At 64.3% G+C, this 23368-nt stretch carries 16 protein-coding genes and 3 tRNA genes; 8 read left to right on the top strand and 11 right to left on the bottom strand.

Going from position 1 to position 23368, the window contains the following annotated elements:
- Positions 1-427 precede the first annotated feature (427 nt).
- From BFX80_RS01195 to BFX80_RS01215, 5 genes are all read right to left on the bottom strand, one after another.
- Entirely contained in the window at positions 428-1396 is a 969-nt protein-coding gene (locus BFX80_RS01195) for a tetratricopeptide repeat protein (RefSeq protein ID WP_084207782.1), read from the bottom strand.
- Between the two features lie 117 nt (positions 1397-1513).
- Positions 1514-1993: an EVE domain-containing protein gene (locus BFX80_RS01200; protein WP_084207783.1), complete on the bottom strand. Its 480-nt coding sequence runs from the start codon at positions 1991-1993 to the stop codon at positions 1514-1516.
- Between the two features lie 173 nt (positions 1994-2166).
- Positions 2167-2243: transfer RNA gene (locus BFX80_RS01205), tRNA-Met, on the bottom strand.
- Positions 2244-2286: 43 nt separating this feature from the next.
- Positions 2287-2363 (bottom strand) — tRNA-Met (locus BFX80_RS01210).
- A 42-nt stretch (positions 2364-2405) separates the two neighbouring features.
- Positions 2406-2482, bottom strand: a tRNA-Met gene (locus BFX80_RS01215).
- 370 nt (positions 2483-2852) lie between these two features.
- On the opposite strand from BFX80_RS01215, the gene phbB reads away from it, so the two are divergent.
- Positions 2853-3599: an acetoacetyl-CoA reductase gene (gene phbB / locus BFX80_RS01220; protein WP_077373584.1), complete on the top strand. Its 747-nt coding sequence runs from the start codon at positions 2853-2855 to the stop codon at positions 3597-3599.
- Between the two features lie 250 nt (positions 3600-3849).
- On the opposite strand, the gene BFX80_RS01225 is transcribed toward phbB, so the two are convergent.
- Positions 3850-6672, bottom strand: coding sequence for a DUF349 domain-containing protein (locus BFX80_RS01225; RefSeq protein ID WP_084207784.1), 2823 nt, complete (start codon positions 6670-6672; stop codon positions 3850-3852).
- A 605-nt stretch (positions 6673-7277) separates the two neighbouring features.
- Here BFX80_RS01225 and minC point away from each other — a divergent pair.
- The 4 genes from minC to sbcB all read left to right on the top strand — a co-directional run bounded on the left by minC (position 7278) and on the right by sbcB (position 10804).
- Positions 7278-8060: a septum site-determining protein MinC gene (gene minC, locus BFX80_RS01230; RefSeq protein WP_077373590.1), complete on the top strand. Its 783-nt coding sequence runs from the start codon at positions 7278-7280 to the stop codon at positions 8058-8060.
- An 83-nt stretch (positions 8061-8143) separates the two neighbouring features.
- Entirely contained in the window at positions 8144-8962 is an 819-nt protein-coding gene (gene minD / locus BFX80_RS01235) for a septum site-determining protein MinD (RefSeq protein ID WP_084207785.1), read from the top strand.
- Positions 8959-9219, top strand: a complete 261-nt coding sequence (gene minE, locus BFX80_RS01240; RefSeq protein WP_043336475.1) for a cell division topological specificity factor MinE — start codon at positions 8959-8961, stop codon at positions 9217-9219. Before minD ends, minE begins: the two co-directional genes overlap by 4 nt.
- 109 nt (positions 9220-9328) lie before the next feature.
- A complete protein-coding gene (sbcB, locus tag BFX80_RS01245; protein WP_084207786.1) occupies positions 9329-10804 on the top strand; it encodes an exodeoxyribonuclease I in 1476 nt (491 codons plus the stop codon).
- Positions 10805-10988: 184 nt separating this feature from the next.
- On the opposite strand, the gene BFX80_RS01250 is transcribed toward sbcB, so the two are convergent.
- Positions 10989-13952 (bottom strand): insulinase family protein, encoded by a 2964-nt coding sequence (locus BFX80_RS01250; protein WP_157109419.1) that lies wholly within the window; start codon positions 13950-13952, stop codon positions 10989-10991.
- A 209-nt stretch (positions 13953-14161) separates the two neighbouring features.
- Positions 14162-14872 (bottom strand): SOS response-associated peptidase, encoded by a 711-nt coding sequence (locus tag BFX80_RS01255; RefSeq protein ID WP_084207787.1) that lies wholly within the window; start codon positions 14870-14872, stop codon positions 14162-14164.
- A gap of 299 nt (positions 14873-15171) precedes the next feature.
- On the opposite strand from BFX80_RS01255, the gene BFX80_RS01260 reads away from it, so the two are divergent.
- Complete coding sequence (locus BFX80_RS01260; RefSeq protein ID WP_077373605.1) at positions 15172-15816, top strand: TetR/AcrR family transcriptional regulator; 645 nt, start codon at positions 15172-15174, stop codon at positions 15814-15816.
- Positions 15813-17705, top strand: a complete 1893-nt coding sequence (locus BFX80_RS01265) for an MFS transporter (RefSeq protein WP_084207788.1) — start codon at positions 15813-15815, stop codon at positions 17703-17705. Before BFX80_RS01260 ends, BFX80_RS01265 begins: the two co-directional genes overlap by 4 nt.
- Positions 17706-17848: 143 nt before the next feature.
- On the opposite strand, the gene BFX80_RS01270 is transcribed toward BFX80_RS01265, so the two are convergent.
- The 3 genes from BFX80_RS01270 to BFX80_RS01280 all read right to left on the bottom strand — a co-directional run bounded on the left by BFX80_RS01270 (position 17849) and on the right by BFX80_RS01280 (position 21504).
- A complete protein-coding gene (locus BFX80_RS01270; RefSeq protein ID WP_167592956.1) occupies positions 17849-19108 on the bottom strand; it encodes a multidrug effflux MFS transporter in 1260 nt (419 codons plus the stop codon).
- Between the two features lie 221 nt (positions 19109-19329).
- A complete protein-coding gene (locus BFX80_RS01275; protein WP_077373614.1) occupies positions 19330-20607 on the bottom strand; it encodes an HlyC/CorC family transporter in 1278 nt (425 codons plus the stop codon).
- 99 nt (positions 20608-20706) lie between these two features.
- Positions 20707-21504: a cytochrome C assembly family protein gene (locus tag BFX80_RS01280; RefSeq protein WP_084207790.1), complete on the bottom strand. Its 798-nt coding sequence runs from the start codon at positions 21502-21504 to the stop codon at positions 20707-20709.
- A gap of 342 nt (positions 21505-21846) precedes the next feature.
- On the opposite strand from BFX80_RS01280, the gene ffh reads away from it, so the two are divergent.
- Positions 21847-23289: a signal recognition particle protein gene (gene ffh / locus BFX80_RS01285; RefSeq protein WP_077373620.1), complete on the top strand. Its 1443-nt coding sequence runs from the start codon at positions 21847-21849 to the stop codon at positions 23287-23289.
- The last annotated feature ends 79 nt before the right edge of the window (positions 23290-23368 follow it).

Genomic DNA, 23368 nt, shown 5'->3' on the forward strand with positions numbered 1-23368 from the left:
GAGGGCAGGCCGTTCATCGTGAGCGGGCATCCTCAGGAGGGATGATGATGAGACATGAGCTGGCAGAGACATCTCGTTGGGCGCGAGCCGATGTTGAGTCGTCCGGCGTGATGGCATGTCGAGAATGGTGTTGCAGGGGCGGGAGTCTCCGGTTGGCCAGGGCGAAGGAGGCGGGGGCCATCACGCCCGCGCTGGAAGAGCTCCCGCCTGGCTGTCCGCTCAGCGCCCGCGAAGCGCGTGCGAGGCCATCACTACTGAAAGGGTGGACGCGTCGGGGCGGCTGAATCCAGGGCTCATCCGCATCCTTTTCCGTCCTGCTGCACGCACACGCTTCACGACATTCATCCGCTACCTGCGACAAGGGGCCCCGAGGACAGCTCACGTCCTCGGGGCCCCTTGTCGTGGGAAGGTGGTTGCCGTCTGCGACTCAGTACATCAGGGCGAACAGCTGGCGGCGGAAGCGCACGGTCAGCTCATGGGTCGCGCCGAGGGCATCGAACACGCGCAGCAGCGTCTTGCGGGCCAGATCATCCCCGTATTGACGGTCGGTCTTCATCAGGCCGATCAGGGCATCGAGCGCCAGCTCGTAGTGGCCATCGGCAAGATCACGCATGGCGCGCTGGTAGCGGGCCTCGCTGTCATCCCGCTCGATCATGGCCTGGACCTCTTCCGGGCTCGGCGCCTCGGCGATGAAATCGATGCGTGCACGCACACCACGCGCCTTCGGGCCATCACGGTCTTCCGGCTTGAGAGAGTCCAGCAGCTGGCGGGCCTCTTCGCCGTTGCCTTCGGCGACCAGGACCGAGGCGAGCTGGATGCGGTAGTCCGGTGTCTCGGGGGATTCCTGCGCCAGCTGCTGGTAAATCGCCTTGGCGGTCGCCAGATCGCCGGTTTCCAGTGCGCTGGCGGCCTGCTCGACGAGGCTGGGGCCGGCACCGGCAGCAGGCATCACCTTGTGCTGCTCGAGGAACTGGCGAATCTCGGCTTCCGGACGGGCGCCGGTGAAGTTGCCTGCCAGACCGCCCTGGATGACCAGCTTGACGTCGGGTACCGAGCGCACTCCCAGCTGGGCAGCGATGTCCTGCTGTTCCTCGGCGTTCAGCTTGGCGAGGATGAAGCCACCGGCATACTCACGGGCCAGCATCTCGAGAATCGGCGTCAGGACGCGACAATGCTCGCTCTGGGGAGACCAGCAGTCCAACAGCACCGGTACCTGCTGCGAGGCCTCGAGGACCTGCTGCAGATTGCTCATGTCGACATCGATGATGTAGGTGTTGGCGTCTTCTGCCTGGCGGGGGGCGCTGGCAGCAGCTCCGCCTACCACGCCTTGCGGTTGGGCGGCGGTGGTGTCATTGCCGGTCAGTGGCTGGCCGGTATTGGGATCGATGATCATGATGCATGCCCCGGAAGTGTCTGCGATTCAAGGCTCGCACGCGAGCCGGCTGGCCTGATGATGCGGGCCGCGGCGGGCGAGTTCAAGATGTGCAGGGTTCATCTGGCGCGGGCGGGGGTCTCAAGGCTTGAGGTCGTCCCCGGCCAGGCGGGCGATGCATTGGATCTCGTCCTCGCTCAATGGCATGACGGAAAGGCGGGCACGGCGGACCAGGTGACTGTCGGCCAGCTCGGGCTTCGCCTTCAGGCGCGCGATGGGAAGTGCACTGCGCAGCGAACGCAGATAGCGCAGGCGCGGAGCGACCCAGCGCGGCGTCTTGCCGGCCTCGAGGTCCGCCATCTGGCGAGGGTCGAAGCCCTTGTGCTCGGGGTCGCTGGCTGTCGGGTCCGGCAGGGCGAGCTCGCTGACCACGGCCAGCCCGACCACTGCAGGTACCTTGCAGCTGGAGTGCTGGATGAGCACGACATCCCCGAGCTGCATCTCGCGCAGGAAGTTGCGCGCCTGATAGTTGCGCACGCCATCCCAGAGTGCCGGCGACTCGCGGCGCAGGTCTTCCAGCGAGAAGGCGTCGGGTTCGGTCTTGACCAGCCAGTGGCGCATGCAGGCACTCCTTCGAGACTGACGTGATGAGTGTGAAGGTGATGAGTGTGAAGGTGATGGGCGTGGAGAATGGGAGGAACAAGGGCCGGGCGCTGGCCTCGTCGATATCCTCGCACAGGAATGTCACGCATACGAAAAAGGCCTGATGCAGGGCATCAGGCCTTTCGAATTCTTGGTAGCGGGGACCGGATTTGAACCGATGACCTTCGGGTTATGAGCCCGACGAGCTACCAGACTGCTCCACCCCGCAACACTGGGTACTGCCTTTGCTCCAACTCTGACGCATCAGAGGTTGGTAGCGGGAACCGGATTTGAACCGATGACCTTCGGGTTATGAGCCCGACGAGCTACCAGACTGCTCCATCCCGCAACATCACGTTGTTTCCCAAGTGCCGAAACTGCTGGCGCTTGCTGGTAGCGGGGACCGGATTTGAACCGATGACCTTCGGGTTATGAGCCCGACGAGCTACCAGACTGCTCCACCCCGCATCAACGTGGGGCGTAGTATAAGGATATACAGTGCTGAGTCAACCGTTATCCCGTAATCAGCCGGAAGACTTTCCTGAGGCGGCCAGGCGATGGGGGGGGAGCGAGGGTGATGGAATTGACCTCAATCAATGTGAGAGATCTGCTACATACTTTCCGTGGGAATCCTGTCCATACTGAGAGTGACACGCCTCGCGCAGGGCGGTGACAGTCTTCACCGAGCGCACGGTTGTCGCCATGCTGTCAGAGACGCCTGTCAGTGTTTGTCGTTACCGGAAGATCGCCAGCCAGTCGATGAGCGATCAACGGCGAAATGCCATGCTGTGCTCCCTTGCGGGCACAGGACGTTCCAGGAACAGGGAGAGACAATAACATGACGCAAACAGCACCCGTTGCATGGGTCACCGGTGGCACCGGTGGCATCGGTTCCGCCATCTGTCGTGAGCTGGCGAGCCAGGGGTACCAGGTGATTGCCGGTTACAGGAACAAGGAAAAGGCAGAAGGCTGGTTGCAGGAACAGCGTGCTGCCGGGTTCGAGAACATCGCGCTTTCCGGTATCGAACTGGACAACTTCGAAGCCTGTCAGGCAGGCGTCAATGAAATTCGCGAGCGCTTCGGGCCGGTGGCCGTGCTCGTCAACTGCGCAGGGATCACGCGTGATACCTCCATGCGCAAGATGAGCTACGAGCAGTGGCGCGAAGTCATCAACTGCAACCTCGATAGCGTCTTCAATACCTGCCGTGCCGTCATCAATGACATGCTGGAGCACAAGTACGGCCGCATCGTGAACATTTCCTCCATCAACGGCCGCAAGGGCCAGTTCGGTCAGGTGAACTACTCGGCCGCCAAGGCGGGCATGCATGGTCTGACCATGGCGCTGGCACAGGAAACCGCGACCAAGGGCATCACCGTCAATACTCTGTCGCCGGGCTATATCGCCACCGACATGATCATGAAGATTCCGGAAGAGATTCGTGAATCCATCCGCGAGACGATTCCGGTCAAGCGTTATGGTCAGCCGGACGAGATCGCTCGCGCGGTGGCATTCCTCGCGGACGAGAAATCCGGTTTCATCACCGGTGCCAATCTGGACATCAATGGTGGCCAGTTCATGGGCTGATGTCCGTTCGTGCTCATGCGCCCCGGCGTCTCGCGACGTACCCGCAGGGTGGCAGAACCCGGCAGGGCGGAAGAGGCCATCAAGCGTACAAGAGGCCGCAGAGCGCACTCACAGGAACCAGGATCTGACAGGAGAGGGGCAAGCGCACTTTTCCTGTCGTGAACACCACGAAGCCCCCGTCTCTCTCGAGACGGGGGCTTCGTCGTCGTAGGGTGCCGGTCAGCTGACTGTCTATGCCGACCCGACGCCGTCAGTGGTTGAACAGGGCATCGAAGCGCGGCAACTCGGCCTGCCAGGCTTCCCAGTCCAGCGGACCATTGGCCAGCAGCGCATCCAGCACCTCGTCGAGTTCCTCATCACGCTCAAGGCGCTCGCCCAGTTGCTGATTGATGCGGGCCACCTGAACGGTCAGGCGCCGCGATTCGTCTTCCGCACCTAGCGGCGCCTCGAACAGGATCGCCAGATGGACACGCAGCTCCGCGAGGCGCTCATTGGCGGCGTTGGCGCTGACCGGCTCGGCACGGCGCATCTGGTTGCGCGCGGCATTGGCCTGGCGGCTGGCATCGTCGAACGCCGATGACTCGGGGAGTTCGACATCCTCGATATTGCCCTGGCGTGCACTGGCATCGGCGACGGCATGTTGCTCCAGCAGGTCGCGCCACTGCTGCCATTCCTGGCGCAGCTGCTGGGCATGGAGTTCATCCAGGCGCTGTTCGCGACGCTTGAGAATGCCATTCCAGCGCCGACGCATGCCGTCACCGCGCTTGCCACGCGGCAGGGCACCCAGCGCGTCGGCTTCCTTGAGGGCGTCGTCCAGCTGGGCGGCGTCTTCCAGGGTCGTCGGTTCCCAGCTATCGAGGCGCTCGATCAGAGCCTGCCATTGTTCGAGGCGGACCTGCTCGCGCGTGTCACGCGCTTCACGGTCCTGATCACGTGCGGCGAAGATGCGGTCGCAGGCGGCGCGGAAGGCAGACCACAGGCGTTGCTCCTCGCCCTTGGGGGCACGGCCCAGTTCCCGCCAGCGAGTCTGCAGTGCCTTGGCCTGCTCGGCGCGCGCACGTGCCGGAGCGTCTTCATCGGCCAGCGCTTCGGCGGCGTCCACCAATGCCTGCTTGGCCGCGGCGATCTCGCCGGCGCGCTGGTCGATCAAGCCTTGCAGCGCGGTCAGCGCTTCACCGAAGCGATGCGACAGCTGGCGGCCCGGGCCTGCCGGTACCGGAGTGTGACGGCGCCACTCTTCGCGTGCGCGGTCGCGGATCTGGCGCAGGGCGTCCGGGTCCGCATCGCCCATGGCGTGTCCATTGAGCGATTCCAGCTGCTCACAGAGCGCCTCACGCATGGCAAGGTTGTGCTCGCGTGCCTGCTTGCGCGCTTCGCGGTAATCCTGCAGCTGTTGCTTGATGCTGTCCGAGGCGCTGCGGAAGGACTGGCTGGACTCACGGCTGGCAGCGGCATCGCCCAGGCTGCGCCACTGCTGAATCAGTTGCTGATGCTGGCGGTCGCGCTGCTCATCACTGAGGTCCTCGCGCTCGGCCAATGTGGTGATGGCTTCCAGCAGCTGTTCACGCTTGGGAGCGGCGACGAAGTTCTGCCAGTCACGCAGCTCCGCGACGCGAGCGCCCAATTGACGAAGGCGCGTCTGACGCTCGCTGTCGAGCTGGCCTTCGGTGCGGTCGCGCAGTGAACGATGCAGGCGACTGGCGGGCTTGAGCTTGCCGGCTTCCAGGTAGGTGTCCAGCTGATCCAGTTCGGCGCTGATGGCTTCCAGATTAAGCGTTCTGGGCTTGTCGCTGCTGTCCGTGGCGGGCTCATCGGTCGCGGCGGCCTCGTCGGCACTCTCTTCATCGGTCGTCGCCGGCGGTGCAGCTGCCTCCAGCGCCTGGCGCACGGCATGCAGCGTTCTGGTGAGCGGCAGCTCCGCTGGCCAGGCGATCTCGCGCTCGAGACGTGCCATCTGTTCCAGGTCATTGTCGACCAGCGCCGCGTCCATCTCGCCCTGGCACAGCTGATGGCGATACCAGGCATCGAGCGGGTCCTGCAGCTGTTGCTGCAGGCGCTGATGACGTTCGAGCAGCTCGGCAGGGGCCGAGAACTGGTCGGTCAGCTCGCGCCAGCGTTCGCCTTGCAGACGACGCTGAGCCTGAAGGCTGGCGAAGTCGTGATCATTGACGCACTCGCGACTGAGGAGGTCCGCGCGCGCCTGGTGCAGGGCCGTGAGGATCTCTTCCAGGTGGGTGCTCAGGTTGGCGCTCAGGCGTTCATGCTCACGGATGGCCTGTTCACGGGCTTCGTGATCGCTGATGACCTTGTACGCCTGCAGACGCGCTTCCTCGAAACGCTGCTGGACGTCGTGGTCGGCGGCCGGCAGTCGCTCCCACTCTCGCAGCAGCGAGCGATAGCGTGATGGCACGCTGTCTTCCCAGGCCTGACGCGGCAGCTTCTCCATCTGACCCAGCAGGTTGTCACGGCTGGCATTGAGAGCGTCTGCCTGCTGGGCATCCGCGCGGCGCTGGGCGAGCGTGTCGCGGGCCTGACGCTGGACGTGACGATCGCGTCTGGCGCCGCGCACCAGCTGCTCCAGCCCGTCCTGACTGGTGATGCGAGCGGCGGCGGCATGGCGCACCGCCGCGATGCTGTTGTGGCAGGCCTGATGGATCAGGGCGGCTTCATCGGTGAGACGTTCCAGCGCGACCAGACGCAACTGTTGATTGTCCCCGCGCGCCGCGATGGCGGCCAGCAGCTCATTGTCATCGAGGCGTGCGACCAGCTGTTCGCGATCCAGCAGAGAGGGGGCATCCTGACCACCGCTCAGCAGCTCGACGAGTCGCTCGCGTACCAGCCCGTCGGCCCGGTCCAGCAGCGGCAGCAGTCGCTCCGGTGTCGCCATGCGTGCCAGAGCGGCATGACGCACCTCAAGCGCAGGGTCCTCGAGAATCAGAGACTCGAGTATCTGGCGCTGATCCGGCGTTTCAGGGTCCAGCTGGGCCGCGGCAGCGGAGCGAATGGTCGGGTTGGCATGCTGCCAGCGAGGGGCGAACAGGCGGCCAGTGAGGCGGGAAAGCAGTCCGGTCATGAGAGAGCGGTTATCCAGGCAAAAAAATAGAGGGGCGCAACAGCGGCCAGTCACTCGGACAGGACCAGGACACTCGGGTCTGTCGGTGAACCGGGGTGACGGCGCATGAATTTCGTCACCCCGCTATCTTATCAGTCACGAGGCCATGTTGTGTGGTCTCACGCGCCCATCGGTGCAGGGAAACCGGGGGAGAGTGTCTGCCGAGCGCCTTCGCGCGGGATGAGTCAGGTCATCACGAGATGACTCTTTCGTGCGTCGTGGCCTCGCGACACCTGACAGTGTGGACTGCTGGCCGTATCATCAGTTGCAGCGCCGTGTCAGCTCACATAGCTTTGTTCAGCAGAGCGATGGTTCATGAAAGGCCATTCCTCGCTCGGGTGATACGTCATCACGAAGCTCGCTTCCTGCGGAAGTCGCACTGCGTCGCGGGGAGATGGGGCGCCCGGCCTCGGCGTTTCACCGCATGAGTCGTCGGGCAGGTACCTGCCTGCCGGGCAGATGGCCTTCTGCTTCGGGATGCCATCCCAGGGATGTCACGAGCGTCACGAGCTTCTTTCACGAGTGTCGGAGGGTGTCACTTCCCTCACGCAACCCGGAGTCAGGTCATGAGTCTCAGTACGGACAGGGCCTCCCAGGCCTTCACCTTCAAAGGCGGTATGCTGCCGATGACGGTCATGGAACTGGTCAGTGGAGACCCGGAGCAGATCCGTGCCCAACTGGTCAGCAAACTCAGCCAGTCCCCCGCCTTCTTTCAGCACACGCCGGTGGTGTTGAGCGTCGAGAAGCTCGACGAGCCGCACCTGGCGCTGGAGCGTATCTGCGCCGTGTGTCGCGGCCACAAGCTGTTGCCGGTGGCGGTGCGCGGTGGTGGCGACCCGGTGCGCCAGTCTGCCTGGGCATTGGGTCTCGGGTGGTTCCCGCCCCAGGAAAATCGCGGCCGGACGCTGGAGTCCGTGCCGCCGGTCACGACTGTCGAGCCTGAGGCGAAAGCGACTCCCGCCGACGAGCCAGAGGCGACTGTCGCGGACGAAAAAGCCGCGGTCGTTGAGGTGCCGGCCCATGCCAGCAAGGTTTACCGTGGTACCGTGCGCTCAGGGCAGCAGGTCAGCGCGCCAGAGGGTGATCTGGTGATCATCGGTGCCGTGAATGCCGGTGCCGAGATTCTGGCCGCCGGCAGCGTGCACATCTATGGCGCCCTGCGCGGCCGGGCGCTGGCCGGTATCCATGGCGATCGCAATGCCAGCATCTACTGCAAGGAACTGCATGCCGAGCTGCTTTCGGTAGCGGGAACCTACAAGCGGCTGGACGACATCGACAACCGTCTGCTGGGTGCCAGTGTCGAAGTCGTGCTCGAACACGACCAGCTTTGTATCGCACGCCTCGGTTGAGTGATGCCGGCGTGCCTCGAACGATATCCAATATTTACCGGTGATCCCCGTTTCACGGGGGACTCTCAGCAAGGAAGATACCTTTGGCCAAGATTATCGTAGTGACGTCAGGCAAGGGCGGAGTCGGCAAGACGACCAGCGCCGCCGCCATTGCCACCGGACTGGCTCTGCGCGGCAACAAGACCGTCGTGATCGATTTCGATGTGGGTCTGCGCAACCTGGATCTGATCATGGGTTGCGAGCGGCGCGTGGTCTACGACCTCGTCAACGTCATCCAGGGCGAGGCCAATCTCAAGCAGGCGCTGATCCGCGACAAGCGCATCGACAACCTGCATATCCTTCCGGCCTCCCAGACCCGTGACAAGGATGCGCTGACGCTGGAAGGCGTCGAGAAGGTGCTCGAAAGCCTGCGGGAAGAATTTGACTACGTCATCTGTGACTCCCCGGCCGGTATCGAGCGCGGTGCCCAGCTGGCGATGTACTTCGCGGATGAAGCGGTGGTGGTCACCAACCCGGAAGTCAGCTCGGTGCGCGATTCCGATCGCATCATCGGTCTGCTGTCTTCCAAGACACGCCGTGCCGAGAGCGGCGATTCTCCGGTGCGCGAACACCTGTTGATCACCCGCTACCATCCGGCGCGCGTGACCGGGGGTGACATGCTGAATCTGACGGACATCCAGGAAATCCTGTCGATCCCGCTGATCGGCCTGATTCCCGAGTCGGAGGCCGTGCTGCGCGCCTCCAACCAGGGGGTGCCGGTGACCCACGACCAGAAGAGCGATGCTGGTCAGGCCTATGTGGACTGCGTTTCCCGCCTGTTGGGCGAGGAAGTCCAGCTGCGCTTCCATGAAGTCGAGAAGCGCGGTCTGCTGGCCAGAATGTTTGGAGGGGGGCGCAAGTGAAATTACTGGATTTTCTGAAGCGAGAGCGCAAGAAGACGGCCAATGTCGCCAAGGAGCGGCTGCAGATCATCGTGGCTCACCAGCGCAGTCAGCGTGACCAGCCGGACTACATGCCGATGCTGGAGCGTGAGCTGCTGGAGGTGATTCGCAAGTACGTTCAGGTCGATCAGGATGCCATCAACATCTCGCTGGACCGCGAGGATGATTGTTCGGTGCTCGAGCTGAACGTCACTCTGCCGCGCCCCGGCGAGGCATGAGCAGACTCGACAACCGCTGATTCGTACGACTTTCCTGCCAGAACATCGCCCCCCTCGGGCGCGGTGTTCTGGCATGTGCATTTTCTGACCGTCCGCGTGGAGATTTCCTGTGGCAGAGCCCACCTTCCTGTGGCACGACTACGAGACCTTCGGCGCCGACCCGCGCCGCGACCGTCCATCGCAGTTTGCCGCCATTCGTACTGATGCGGAGCTCAACGAGATCGGTGAGCCGCTGACGCTCTTCTGCAAGCCCGCTGACGACTTCCTGCCTCATCCGATGGCATGCCTGATCACGGGGATCACGCCGCAGCAGGCCGAGCGTCGCGGCCTGCCGGAGGCCGAGTTCGCCGGGCGCATCAACGACGAGATGAGCGTGCCGGGCACCTGCTCGGTGGGCTACAACAGCCTGCGTTTCGATGATGAAGTCAGCCGTCACCTGTTCTATCGCAACTTCCTCGACCCCTACGGGCGTGAGTGGCAGAACGGCAATTCGCGCTGGGACCTGATCGATGTGGTGCGTGCCTTCCATGCGCTGCGCCCCGAGGGGATCGAGTGGCCCCGGCGCGAGGACGGAGCCCCCAGCTTCCGTCTGGAAGATTTGACGGCCGCCAATGGCATCGAGCATGCCGGCGCGCACGATGCCCTGGTCGATGTGCGGGCCACCATCGCCCTGGCGCGTCTGCTCAAGTCACGCAATGCCCGGCTGTTCGAGTATCTGCTCAAGCTGCGCAACAAGCGTCATGTCGCCAGCCTGCTGGACATCGGTGCGCGCAAGCCGATGCTGCACATCTCACGTCGCTATCCGGCCTCGCGAGCATGCGGTGCGCTGGTGGTGCCGCTGGCGGAGCACCCCTCCAATGCCAATGGCGTCATCGTCTATGACCTGTCGGTGGACCCGGCACCGCTGATGGATCTCACTCCCGAGGAGATTCGGGCGCGGGTGTTCGCCAGTGCGGATGACCTGGCGGAAGGTGAGGAGCGCATCCCCCTCAAGGTCATTCATCTCAACAAGAGTCCGGTGCTGATGCCGGCGACGGCGCTCAAGGATGTCTCCGGCCCTCACCAGGGGGAATACGGCGAGATCGTCGCGCGCCTCAAGCTCGACCCTGCACGATGTCGTGAGCACTGGAAGTGGCTCAAGGACAATGCGGGGGTCGGAGTGAAGGTCGCCCAGGTGTTTGCCGAGACGCCGCCGGCCGGCCCGGCTGACCCGGACCTGATGCTCTATTCGGGAGGCTTCTTCTCGCCCGCGGACCGCAAGGAGATGGAGCGCGTGCGTGCCTCTCACCCCGAGGCGCTGGATGACACGCCCTTCGCCTTCCAGGATGGGCGACTCGAGGAGATGCTGTTCCGCTACCGCGCACGCAGCTACGGCTACACGCTTGATTCAGCCGAGCGGGAGCGCTGGGAGCAGTGGCGCTGGGAGCGCATGAATGACGAGCAGGTCGCCAGCCTGACCGTGAAGGGCTTCGTCAGCGAGATCCAGCGTCTGGCCCAGAACGAGCAGGATTCGGCGCGCGTGCAGATTCTGGAAGAACTGGCGATGTATGTGGAAGGCATCATGCCGCCACAGGCCTTTGGCTGATTCTCGAAATTCTCGCAGCCACAACGACACGACCCCGGCGAATTCGCCGGGGTCGTGTCGTTCATCTCTCGGAAAAAACTGACGCTCCACTCGTCTCTGATCTGCTCTTCACTTCACGGCTCCGTCCCTCACGGAAGCGTTCTGACTGACCCGCCTGGCCGTCGGGCATGTACGCGTGGCGCGATCAATGCTTGGCATTGCCCGCAGGTTGCGCCGAGGGAGCGGCGGTGGTGGCACCGTGCTCGGCACGTGGCGCCTCCGGCAACAGGGGGAGCGCGAGCGTCGGCAGGCGCTGATCGAAGTCGCTGGGGATCTCGGGATCAAAGGCCAGTTCCAGCGGCGCCGCCTGAGTCACCTGCTGCCAGGCGTCACGGATATCCTGGACGCTGACCTGCTCCACGGCGTGGATCAGCTGCTGGCGGCGATCAAAGTCGGTCCAGCCGAAGCTCAGTTCGCTCCAGTTGCGTGATGCAAGCTCGGAGAGGCGGCGCGGCTTCTGCTCGAGACCATCGATCACTGCACTGCGATAGCTGGCGAGCGTGGCCTCATCCAGCGCCGTGATGCGCTCATCGAAGGTCGTGAAGAAGGCATCCATGCGCGAGAACAGGGTCTTGCTGTCCTTGGAAGGCGACTGGACCAGCAGGCTCAGGCCCGGGGCATCCAGCATGGGGGAGTAGCTGGCCGAGACGATGTAGCCCAGTTGCTCATCGGTGCGCAGCCGGCTGTAGAACGGGGCTTCGATCAGCTGGCCCAGCACGGCCAGACTGGCCTGACTCTCGAGCGTGCGATCCTTGCCCTGCAGGTAGCGCAGTGCGCCGGCATCACCGCGTGAGCTCTCCGGTCGCAACGCGAGGGGCTGGTCCACCCGGTGGATGGCAAGCTCCGGGATGCCGTCGCGCGTGACGCGGGGGGCCAGGCCATTGATCACCAGCTGACCGGTCTCGCGTGCCTGAGTGTCGCTCAGGTTGCCTGTCACCATGGCCTGGACATGCAGGCGTGCCAGGAAGCGCTTGCGGAAGGCGTCCAGACGTTCGCTGGTGACCTGCGCCAGCACGTCCTGCTGCTGCGAGACGGTGGTGGGCTGGCCGACCAGCGCTTCACTGAGACTGCGGCCCAGCTGCGTATACAGGGGCGCCTGGGCGCGATTGCTCAGGCTGCGTGTCATGCGCTGCGTGATGCGTGCCAGTCGTTGAGAGTCGATGTCACCATTGACCAGTTGATCCAGCACCTCGCGCATTTCCGGCTGCTGGCCGTCGCGCCAGCCACTGAACTGCAGCGTGATGCCGCGGCCATGGGCATAGGCCAGAGCATCCTGTCCGGCCAGACGTGCCGGGTACAGGCGGGCATTCAGGCTGTCGTTCAGCCATGCCGCCAATACGCGACTCATGACTTCATCCTCGACCGAGGCACTCACGGCGGGGTTGAGCAGCCCGAAGCGCCACTCGGCCTTCGGGACCCCGAAACTGTCATCACCCTGATACCAGAGTTCGGCACCGGGCTCGTCGATCAGCTGACGTGGCGGCGCATCGGGCAGATTCAGGACCTGAAAGTCGCTGGCCAGATAAGGGTTGGGAGCCGGAAGGGCAAGCCGGGCGGCCAGCGAGGGATCGTCTCCGGCACGGGCGACGGCATCGTCCGTGAGGCGCGTCAGGGTATAGGGCGCCTTGAACCATTTGCCCTGTTGCTCTCCCGTGACATCAGGGCCGGAGTAGACCTCCAGCAGATTCTCTGGCGTCAGGCGATCAAGGGTCGACTCGATCAGCTCGGCGTCATAGTCCTGCATCAGGTAGGGCGCGGCCAGCACATCCTTGACCGGATAGCGCGTCATCATCATGGCCAGGCTGCTGGCCAGGTCCACGGGAGAGCTGCGCTGCTGGAAGCGGAATTCCTGCTCGCCCAGCGCCGCCTGCTCCTTGTAGCGCCACTCCTTCAAGCCCTGCTGGCGAATCAATGCCAGATAGTCGAACAGCGCGGCGCGGATTTCCGGCTGGTGCCGGGCGCCTTCGGGCGTCAGGGTGACATTGATGCTGAGCAGGGCATTCTCGCCATCGCTCGGGCCGCCGCCGGCCGAGAGCCCATCCGCCCAGCCCTTGTCCTTGAGCACCGCCAGCAGGCTGCCTTCCCCTTCATGTCCGATGAGGTTGGCAAGATAGCTGACCGGTTTGACGCGATACTGCGCGACGGGGTCCTCGATGGGGAACATGAAGTCGAGCTCGCGCTCCTGCTTGAGTGCCTTGACCTCCACGCGTGCGGGCAGCTCATCGGCAGTGACCAGCGGCGCGTCGATCTGTGGCCGTGAGAGCTCGCGATTCGGGACATCGGAGAAGTTGTGGCGCGTCAGTGACTCCAGCGTATCCAGCGATTGGGGGCCGACCAGGGTGAGGCGCATCACGCCGGCGCCGTAATGCGCCTGATAGAAGTCCACCAGGCGTTGGCGCAGGCTGCCGGCCTCGCTGTCCTTGAGTGTCTCGAGGCTGCCGACGCTGAAGCGGTTGAAGGGGTGATCTGGATTGAGTGCCTGCTCGACAGCCTCATTCACGCGCCGCCCGTCATCCTGCAGGCGTGCCTGATATTCGGAATGCACGGCATGACGCTCGCGGTCGACGTAGTCGGCATTGAACTGTGGTGCGACGAAGAAGCGGGCAAAGCGCGGCAGGGCCTCGGCGAAGGCATCCGGTGCGATATCGAAGAAGTAGTTGGTGTCCTGGCTGGCGGTGAAGGCGTTGTGCTGCCCGCCGTGACGGGTGATGAATTCCTGATAGGCATCAGGCTCTGGATAACGATCGGTGCCGAGGAACAGCATATGCTCGAGGAAGTGAGCAAGTCCGGGAACGTCATCGGGGTCCTGGGCGCTGCCCACCTCCACGTCCATGGCAGCGGCAGCCTTGTCAGCCGCCGGGTCGCTCACCAGCAGCACCTTGAGGCCATTGTCGAGCGTCAGGCTGCGATAGTCGCGCTGGTCATTGGCGCTCTTGATCACCGGGCCTGCCTGGGTGATGGCAGAGGCCGAGGTGGCTGACGTCATGGAGGACGGTGCGGGGGGCGTGGAGGAATCGGCCAGGCTGACGCCGGGCGACAGGCCGGTGATGACGATGGCGGCAATGGCAGCGCTCAAAGCGAGCGGACGGAATCCTGATGGCAAGGACATCTTCTCTCCTGGTTCACGGCACCGATGACACTGGCATGGTGGTTCGATAAGGGCGATTCATGCGTCGCAAGCGCGCAGGTAGATCAGCAACGCCTCACGAGCAGCGCAGGTCCGAGGATGTGCTCCCCTTCTAGCGATACGCGTGTCTGACCGGCCTGGATTCAGCGTTCCCGATCTGAGCATGCTGTCCGGGCGCCGAGTGGCGTCTCTCAGCTCAGCATCGGGCCGGTGGGGTGCGCGACGCTCCATTCCTGGTGCGCGGGATCATTGACCCGGCGAGCGACGGGGAAGGCCGCGAGGCTGGCGTCCGGTGTCAGCATGGCACGTACCCTCTCCAGCGGGGTATCGGCGCTCAGCCATTCCCGCACCTGATGCGGTGCGATCACCGCCGGCATGCGGTCGGTCAGACGTGCGGTGACACCCGCGCACGCCACGCTGATCAAGGCGAAGCTGTCGCGCCCCTCGGGGGGCAGTCCTTCCATCAGCGGGGGGCTGAAGTGGCGGGTCCACAGCGCGGCGAGCAACAGCGGAGCGCGGGTGGCGTGCGTGACCAGAAAGGGCTGCTTCATGCGCGGCTGTTCCTTCCAGACATAGACCCCACCGACGGGAATCAGTGCCCGTTGACTGGTAAAGGATTCGCGGAACATGCGTCGCGTTTCCAGCGACTCGGCGCGCGCCACGTGGGGCGCGTGGTCCATGACCTCCAGCCAGCTGGGCGTCAGCCCCCAGAGCGCTGGCACCTGGCGAAGCCTCGGGCCTTCCAGGCGCAGCATCGAGACCGGCAGGCGCGGAGCGCGATTGGCGCTCACCAGGCGCTCCTCCCGCAGCTGACGCGTGAAGGCAGGCGTCGCGAGTGATCCGAACAGTTCACTGGGCGGCAGGTCTTCGGGAAACGGGGGAAGGTACAGGCGTCCGGCCACGGAAATCCTTTGAGATGAAGGGCAGGGGGGAACATGCAGGGCGACGCATTGCCCAATCATGAGCGCGAGAGCCCCGCTGCACGCGGCAGTCGCCAGCATGCCACACCTTGGTGGCGCTTGCGTTTGTGCTCAGTCTCGATATGCTGGACGGAAACACTGTTCGATTCAATGGCTGACACGGGGCGCTTCAAGAGCAGGATGCTCAGGCATCGTGACTCTTTCTGCCAACCCGCGCAGTCCGGACACACACCGCGCCAGATTCGCTGCGCGGTAACGCATCTCAGCACCAGAGGAATTCGATGGCCCGTCCACGTCAGCATGCACCGGAAGCGCTGCATGCGCGGGTAATGGAGACATGCGATGAATGGCTCAAGCAGCAGCCCGTTCACGCCTTGTCCTTGCGCAACCTGGCTCGCGAAGTCGGTTGCGCCCCCAGTACCCTGCTCAAGCTCTACGGCAGTTTTGGCAACCTGCTCCAGCACGTCAATCTGACGACCCTGGACCGTCTGCGCGATGCGATTGCCGGGCAGGAGACCCCGAGCCCCTCCCAGCGTCTCAAGGCATTGGCGCGAGCCTATTGGGGCTTTGCCCAGCGCGACCCCTATCGCTGGCAGCTGCTGTTCGATTTCCCGCTGGCTCAGGAAGGGGAGCTGGATCAGCGTCAGAACGCCATGATCGAAGGCTTGTTCGAGCGAGTGGAGCTGGCTCTGGTCGAGTACGCTCCCAAGGTGGAGTCAGTGGAAGCCAAGCGCATGGCGCGAACCCTGTGGGGCAGCGTGCATGGCCTGGTCCAGCTGGGCATGAATGAACGCCTGGGTCTGTGGCAAGGACAGCCGCTGGAAGTCACGGAACTGCTCGACCAGCTGCTGGATACCATGCTGGCGGGGCTCAAGGTGCGCAGCGAGGCTGCAGGCTCGGGGGATGCCACGGAAGCAGGGCGATGAGTCGAGACCTTCTGCGGCGGCCACGCTTTGCCCCCTTCTTCTGGACCCAGGCCCTCGGGGCCTTCAATGACAATCTCTTCAAGAACGCGCTGCTGCTGCTGCTGACCTTCGTGGTCATCGAGCAGCGCGGTTGGGACACCGGCGTCGTCAACAATCTGGCCGCCGGGTTGTTCATCCTGCCTTTTCTGCTGTTTTCCGCCTGGGGCGGCCTGCTGGCGGACCGCCTCGACAAGCAGCGGCTGATCGTCAGGCTCAAGTGGCTGGAGCTTGCCACCATGAGCGTGGCGGCGGGTGCCTTGATCTTCGAGGCCTGGGAGCTCTTGCTGGCGCTGCTGTTCATGATGGGCACCCAGTCCGCGCTGTTCGGCCCGGTCAAGTACGCCATCCTGCCTCAGCATCTCAAGGCCGATGAGCTGGTCAGTGGCAATGCCTGGGTCGAACTGGGCACCTTCCTCGCCATTCTGATCGGTACCCTGGCGGCCGCGGCCTTGATGGCGCTGGGCGGTGAGCTGGCGCGCTGGGCGCTGTCGGCATCGCTGGTGTCGCTGGCGGTGCTTGGCGTACTGGCTGCCATGCGCATTCCGCCGGCGCCTTCCGCTTCTCCGGGGCCGGTGCCCTGGCGGCCGCTGTCCGGCAGCGTGGCGGTGATGCGCGAGGGGCTGAGCAATCGTCGGCTACGCTGGGCGCTGCTCGGCATCAGTGCGTTCTGGTTCCTCGGCGCGAGCTATCTGACGCAATTGCCGGCGTATGCGCGGGATATCGTCCATGGGGCCGAAGGGGCGACATCGGCCCTGCTGGCGGCCTTTGCCATCGGCATTGGCCTGGGGTCGCTGGCCTGTGAGCGTGTCTCGCGCGGACGACTCGAGACAGGGCTTGTGCCCTTCGGGGCGCTGATCATCTTTGCCGGCGGGCTGGACCTTGCCTTGCGCCCGGCGCTGGCTGAGGCCCAGATGGCCACGCCGCTGATCGAGCTGCTGGGCATCGCCGGATTCTGGCGCATGTGGCTGGATCTCGGCGTCATCGGCTTCGGCGGCGGCCTGTATATCGTGCCGCTCTACACGCTGTTGCAGCTGCGCAGCCCCGAGGACCATCGCGCGCGCATGATCGCGGCCAACAATGTGCTCAATGCCTTGCTGATGGTGCTCTCGGCCGGTGCCGGCATTCTGGTGCTGGGCGTGATGGGGCGTGATATTCCGGACTTCCTGCTGTTGCTGTCCTTGATCAGCGGATTGATCGCGGTGATCTGCATGCTGCGTGACCCGCGGCCCTTCCTGCGGCTGATCATCTTCATCCTCATTCACCTGATGTATCGGCTGCACCTCAAGGGGCGCTGGCGGATACCGGCGGAAGGCGCGGCACTGGTGGTGTGCAACCACGTCAGCTTCATGGATGCGCTGATACTCGGCGGCGCCAGCCCGCGCCCATTGCGGTTTCTGATGGATGCCGAGATCTATCACTCTCCCTGGCTGAAATGGTTCTTCCGCATTGCGGGGGCCATTCCGGTGGATTCCTCGCGCAAGGACCCCGCCGGTGTGCGTCGTTCACTGGAAGAGGTCGGCAAGGCGCTGCGCGATGGCGAGGTGGTCATGATCTTCCCGGAAGGCAAGCTGACGCGAGATGGGGAAGTGGGACGCTTCCGGCGTGGGCTGGAGCTGATCCTCGCGCGTGATCCGGCGCCGGTGATCCCGATGGCTCTGGGGGGGCTGTGGGGGTCGTGGTTCTCCCACGGCGGCGGGCCGGCCTTTGCCAAGTGGCCGCGTCGCCTGCGTGGTCGGGTGGAGTTGTGCGTCGGTCGCACCTTCGCGCCGGAGAACGTCAAGGCTGCGGAGCTGGAAGAGGCCGTGCGCGATCTGCATCGCAAGGCGACACGCCTGGCGGACTGCCAATGACGGGGTGAAGCTGCTCTGGCCGAGGGTGGCAGCCCCCTCACGTGGTGAGCGCGAGAGCGTTCCCTGAAAAAAAGACGCCGTCCGTGGCTTCACGGGCGGCGTCTTTGCGTAAGCGGTTCACGTTCTGCGGACAGTGATGGCGCTTACGCGGCGGCGCTGGAGCTGCTGCCGTGGGCGGCAGGCTGATTGGATGGCGCGGTGTGGCGGGTGACCCAGAAGCCGATGCCGCCCACCAGGCATGCGGCAAGCATGACCAGCGGTACCGGCAGCATGTTGGAGCCGTTCAGCCACAGGCTGGCAATCGCACCGTAGAGTCCGCCGCCCAGGAAGAGCGCGGTGCCCGAGATGGCGTTGGCGACCCCGTGGCCGCGGGTGAACAGCGACTGGTAGTCCGCCATCACGTTGGGGGTGATCATGGCGCCTGCGCCAAGTACCACCAGCATGCCGGGAATCAGGGTGGCGGCGCTGATCGTGCCAGTGAGGCCCAGCCCCAGCAGCCAGGTGATGCCGGTCAGCTGGACGCTCAATGCCAGCTTGACCAGCGTGCGCGTGCGCAGGTGCTTGAGGCCGAGGTGATTGAGACGGTTGCCGACGAACATCGCGACCACATTGGCGCCGAAGGCCAGCGCGAACTGCGGCGGTGTCATCCCGAGTAGCCCTTGATACAGGTAGCTGGCATTGGTGATGAAGGTGAACATGATGCCGGGCCCGCACAGGATCAGCATCAGGTGCCCCGGGACTCCCCGGGTGGTGAGGACGTCGCCATAGCTGCGCAGCACGTTGCGTGGTCTGAAGGGCGTGCGCTCGCTGGCGGGGTGGGTCTCCGGCAGCCAGCGATGGATGATCAGACCGACTATCAGCCCGTAGACTCCCAGCGTGAAGAAGATCGTCGTCCAGTGGCTCAGCGAGATCACCAGGGCGCCCAGGGACGGCGCTATCAGTGGCGCCGTCATCAGTACCATGGTCACGTTGGTCATCAGGCGCGCGGCGTCCTTGCCGGTCGCGACGTCTCTCACCACGGTGCGCGAGACACCGCCGGTCATGCCGGTGGCGATGCCCTGAAGCACTCGCCAGACCAGCAGCCAGTGGAAGTCTCGTGTCAGTGCGCAACCGAGTCCGGCGACGAGAAACAGCACGAAACCACTCAGGGCGACGGGGCGGCGCCCGAGACTGTCGGACAGCGGGCCACCGCCCAGCTGACCCATCGCGTAGCCGAAGAAGAACATGGTGATGGTCAGGCCGATGCGATGCTCGTCCACACCGAAGTCGCCTGCCATGGAAGGCATGGCGGGTAGATAGGCGTCGGTCGCCAGAGGCGCGAGCGCCACCATCAGTGCCAGCATCAGCGTGAAGCGTGCGGGGTGGTGGTGCAGGACAGTCGTCGGGGAAGAGGCTTGGGTCATGAGGGCCATTTGCGGGTAGTGGGCAGTGCAGGAAAAGGTGGTCCGGCGGCCCGGCGATCCGGCGATCCGGCGATCCGGGCAGGCACAGGATAGCGTGTGTCTCCGGCATTGGCCGCCCCGTGGCGTGCAACACCGCATTGCAATGGACGTGAACGCGAAGGGCCCGCCAGATGGCGGGCCCTTCGCGCATGACCCTGCAACGTTACCCTGCAGGCGCTGGATCAGGTGCGCGTGGTGCGCGAGGCCTGCCAACAGCGTGCCGAGGTGATCTGGTTGTCCTTGACCTGCTGGATCTCGATGCGGGTCGTGCCGATGGCCAGACTGGCTGGCGCATCCGGGAAGGATTCCAGGTGCTCGAGGATCAGACCATTGAGCGTCTTGGGGCCATCGGTCGGCAGCTGCCAGCCGATGGCCTTGTTGATCTCGCGGATGTTGGCGGTACCCTCGATCACGTAGCTGCCGTTGTCCTGAGGATGGATTTCCTGATGAGTGCCGGCCACGTCGGTGGTGAACTCGCCGACGATCTCCTCGAGGATATCCTCCAAGGTCGCCAGCCCCTGCACATCGCCATACTCGTCGACCACGATGCCGATGCGGCGCTTCTGCTTCTGGAAATTGAGCAGCTGGGTATGCAGCGGGGTGGATTCCGGGATGAAGTAGGGCTCGCGGGCCTCCTGGATGATGGAGGCCTTGGTGACCTCGTCCAGTGACAGGAAACGGGCCGCATTGCGCAGGTGCAGGATGCCGATGATGTTGTTGATGTCACCCTTGTAGATCGGCACTCGTGTGTGCTGACTGGCGCGGATATGACTGAGAATGATGTCGAGATCATCATCGAGGTCGATACCGAAGATTTCCTGACGCGGCACCATGATGTCATCGACGGTAACGTTCTCGAGGTCGAGGATCGACAGCAGCATGCCCTGGTGACGGCGCGGGATCATGCTGCCAGCCTCGTGGACCACGGTGCGCAGCTCGTCACGGGTCAGGCTGTCGGCCCCGCCGCTGACATCGCGAACGCCGAACAGGCGCAGCAGGCCATTGGAAATGCCATTGACCAGCCAGACCAGCGGATAGAGCAGCTTGAGCATGGGTTCGAGAATCACCGACGCCGGATAGGCGATACGCTCGGGATTCACGGCGGCCATGGTCTTGGGCGTCACTTCGGCGAAGATCAGCACCACGATGGTGAGGACGGCAGTGGAGATGGCAGGGCCGGAGACATCACCGAAGTAATGGATGGCAATGATGGTGGCCAGAGACGCTGCCAGATTGTTGACGAAGTTGTTGCCGATCAGGATGACGCCGATCAGACGGTCCGGGCGAGATAGCAGGCGGGTGACGCGCTTGGCGCCGCGCTCACCGCTCTTCTCGCGGTGGCTCAGGCGATAGCGGTTGATCGACATCATGCCGGTCTCGGAGCTCGAGAAGAAGGCAGACAGGAAGATCAGGATGACCAGCAGGCCGAACAGCAGCCCCAGCGGGGTGTCGTCGCTCAAGAGTGAAGGGTCCTCGGTGGCGGATTTACGCGCATGATACTGCTGCCGTGACGGCAATGCACCAGCTGCTGCGGGTGCTGCCCGTCACGACAGCGACGCTCAGTGGGAAAACACGACCTGCAGGGCGAACTTGGTGCCGAAGAAGGCCAGCGCCAGCACCAGGCAGCCGCCCAGCGTCCAGCGCGCCGCGCGCTGTCCGCGCCAGCCCAGGACATGATGGCCGAACAGCAGCACGGCGAAGATCACCCAGGCGCCGAAGCTCAGGACCGTCTTGTGCGCGAGGTGCTGGGCGAACAGGTTGTCGAGGTAGATCATGCCGCTGAGAATCGACACGCTGAGCAGGATCATTCCGGCCCAGATCAGCTCGAACAGTGCGCGCTCCATGCTGGTCAGCGCGGGCAGTACCTGGACGATGCCGCGGGTGTGACGCTTCTTCAGCGCATGCTGCTGCAATGACAGCAGACCGGCCTGCATGGCCGAGATGCTGAAGAAGGCCAGTGCCGCCACCGAGGTGAGGATGTGGGCGATGAGCCCCGCGGAAAGTGGATTCTCGGTATTGGCGCTGGGAAGATTCATCACGCCAAGGACGCAGATGGCCGCCACGGGGAAGAGGGCAGCACCGCCGGCAATCACCGGCTTGAGCATGCTGGCCAGGATCAGCAGCAGGCTGATGGCCCAGCTGACCAGCGAGGCGCTCTCGAACAGTCCGAGGTGCAGCTCGCCGCCATGGCTGATGGTGAGCCAGACGATCACGGCATGGCAGGCGACGGCTACCAGTGCCAGGCCGCGTACCAGACGTGGTCTGGACGGTACCCGGCGGATGAGCGTCAGGCCCTGCCACAGGCCGGCGCCGAGATAGAAGATGATGGCCAGAAAGGCAAAGGGCAGAGCCTGCATGTGCTGTTGTCCAGGTGCCGAGGATGTACGAGGAGGCAGGTCCTGTACGAGACGCTGCCTATATGATGTGACTATACCGAATGCACTCATGTGATTGCATCCACGCCACGCGCTTTGAGGAGGCTGGCGGAGCCGTGTCGGGGAGAGAATTCCCGGCGAGAGAGGATTTGGTCGGCGCTTGAGTGTCCCCATCATGGAGACAGACCCGCCCTGTGCGTATAATGCGCCACAGGATGAACCATTCACGCGCTGGGGCGTCATGCCGTGACCCCCGGAATCGAGGACAGCACTGTCCTCGAGCCGCTGCGAGCGGCCCCCAGACGTCCCTAGCCGGAGAGGCCCATGTTTCAAAGTTTGAGTGATCGCCTGTCGCAGACGCTGAAGTCGATTACCGGCCAGGCCAAGCTGACGGAAGACAACATCAAGGACACGCTGCGTGAAGTGCGCCGTGCGTTGCTTGAGGCGGATGTCGCACTGCCGGTGGTCAAGGCCTTCATCGACCGCGTGCGCGAGCGTGCCGTCGGTCAGGAAGTGTCCAAGAGCCTGTCGCCGGGTCAGCAGTTCGTCAAGATCGTCCAGCAGGAGCTGGAAGCGATCATGGGCGAAGCCAATGAAGGTCTGGTGCTCAAGGGCAGCCCGGCCGTCATTCTGATGGCGGGTCTGCAGGGTGCGGGCAAGACGACCACCGTCGCCAAGCTGGCGCGTTATCTGCGTGAGCGCGAGAAGAAGAAGGTGCTGGTGGTCTCGGCGGACGTCTATCGTCCGGCCGCCATCGACCAGCTGGAAACGCTGGCCAGGGAAGTCGAGGTGGATTTCTTCCCCTCCGACTCCTCCCAGCAGCCTGTCGCCATCGCTGAAGCGGCGATGAAGCACGCGCGTATCCAGTTCCACGACGTGGTGCTGGTGGATACCGCCGGCCGTCTGCATGTCGATGCCGACATGATGGACGAGATCGCGGCGCTGCATCGCAGCGTCAATCCTGATGAGACGCTGTTCGTCGTCGATGCGATGACCGGTCAGGATGCCGCCAATACCGCCAAGGCCTTCCATGAAGCCCTGCCGCTGACCGGTGTCGTGCTGACCAAGGCCGATGGTGATGCGCGTGGTGGTGCGGCGCTGTCCGTTCGCCACATCACCGGCAAGCCGATCAAGTTCATGGGGATGGGGGAGAAGGTCGATGCCCTCGAGCCCTTCCACCCGGACCGCATCGCCTCGCGTATCCTCGGCATGGGCGACATGCTGTCGCTGATCGAGGAAGCCGAGCGCAGCGTCGACAAGACCAAGGCCGAGCAGCTGGCCAAGAAGGTCCAGAAAGGCTCGGGCTTCGATCTCGAGGACTTCCGCGATCAGCTTCAGCAGCTCAAGAACATGGGTGGCATGGGCAGCCTGATGTCCAAGCTGCCGGGCATGGGGCAGCTGGCGGAAGTCGCCCAGAGCCAGGCCAGCGAGAAGGAGCTGGGCAAGCTCGAGGCGATGATCAACTCCATGACACCCAAGGAGCGTCGCAACCCGGATCTCATCAATGGCTCGCGCAAGCGTCGCATCTGCATGGGCTCCGGTACCCAGGTGCCGGACCTCAATCGTCTGCTCAAGCAGCACAAGCAGATGGCCAAGATGATGAAGAAGGCCGGCAAGAAAGGTGGCATGCAGAAGATGATGCGTGGCATGTCCGGCATGATGGGCGGCGGCGGTCCCGGTGGCATGGGTGGCCCCGGCGGCATGGGCGGTCCCGGCGGAATGGGAGGCATGGGTGGCCCGGGCGGCGGACGCTTCCCGCGTCGCTGAGTCTCCGGCAAGGCTCTGAGGTTCTCGCCGACAGGATTTCGTGGCGTCAGAGTCACGAATCGCGCCCCGTGACACGGCT

The sequence above is a fragment of the Cobetia marina genome, assembly GCF_001720485.1.
GTDB classification, from domain to species: domain Bacteria; phylum Pseudomonadota; class Gammaproteobacteria; order Pseudomonadales; family Halomonadaceae; genus Cobetia; species Cobetia marina.

What these genes read in the sequence shown, in the direction of transcription:
- BFX80_RS01225 (WP_084207784.1), bottom strand. Translation starts at nt 6,672, where the DNA reads ATGACCGGACTGCTTTCCCGCCTCACTGGCCGCCTGTTCGCCCCTCGC.
- BFX80_RS01250 (WP_157109419.1), bottom strand. Translation starts at nt 13,952, where the DNA reads ATGTCCTTGCCATCAGGATTCCGTCCGCTCGCTTTGAGCGCTGCCATT.
- minC (WP_077373590.1), top strand. Translation starts at nt 7,278, where the DNA reads ATGAGTCTCAGTACGGACAGGGCCTCCCAGGCCTTCACCTTCAAAGGC.
- BFX80_RS01260 (WP_077373605.1), top strand. Translation starts at nt 15,172, where the DNA reads ATGGCCCGTCCACGTCAGCATGCACCGGAAGCGCTGCATGCGCGGGTA.
- BFX80_RS01200 (WP_084207783.1), bottom strand. Translation starts at nt 1,993, where the DNA reads ATGCGCCACTGGCTGGTCAAGACCGAACCCGACGCCTTCTCGCTGGAA.
- phbB (WP_077373584.1), top strand. Translation starts at nt 2,853, where the DNA reads ATGACGCAAACAGCACCCGTTGCATGGGTCACCGGTGGCACCGGTGGC.
- BFX80_RS01280 (WP_084207790.1), bottom strand. Translation starts at nt 21,504, where the DNA reads ATGCAGGCTCTGCCCTTTGCCTTTCTGGCCATCATCTTCTATCTCGGC.
- BFX80_RS01265 (WP_084207788.1), top strand. Translation starts at nt 15,813, where the DNA reads ATGAGTCGAGACCTTCTGCGGCGGCCACGCTTTGCCCCCTTCTTCTGG.
- ffh (WP_077373620.1), top strand. Translation starts at nt 21,847, where the DNA reads ATGTTTCAAAGTTTGAGTGATCGCCTGTCGCAGACGCTGAAGTCGATT.
- BFX80_RS01270 (WP_167592956.1), bottom strand. Translation starts at nt 19,108, where the DNA reads ATGACCCAAGCCTCTTCCCCGACGACTGTCCTGCACCACCACCCCGCA.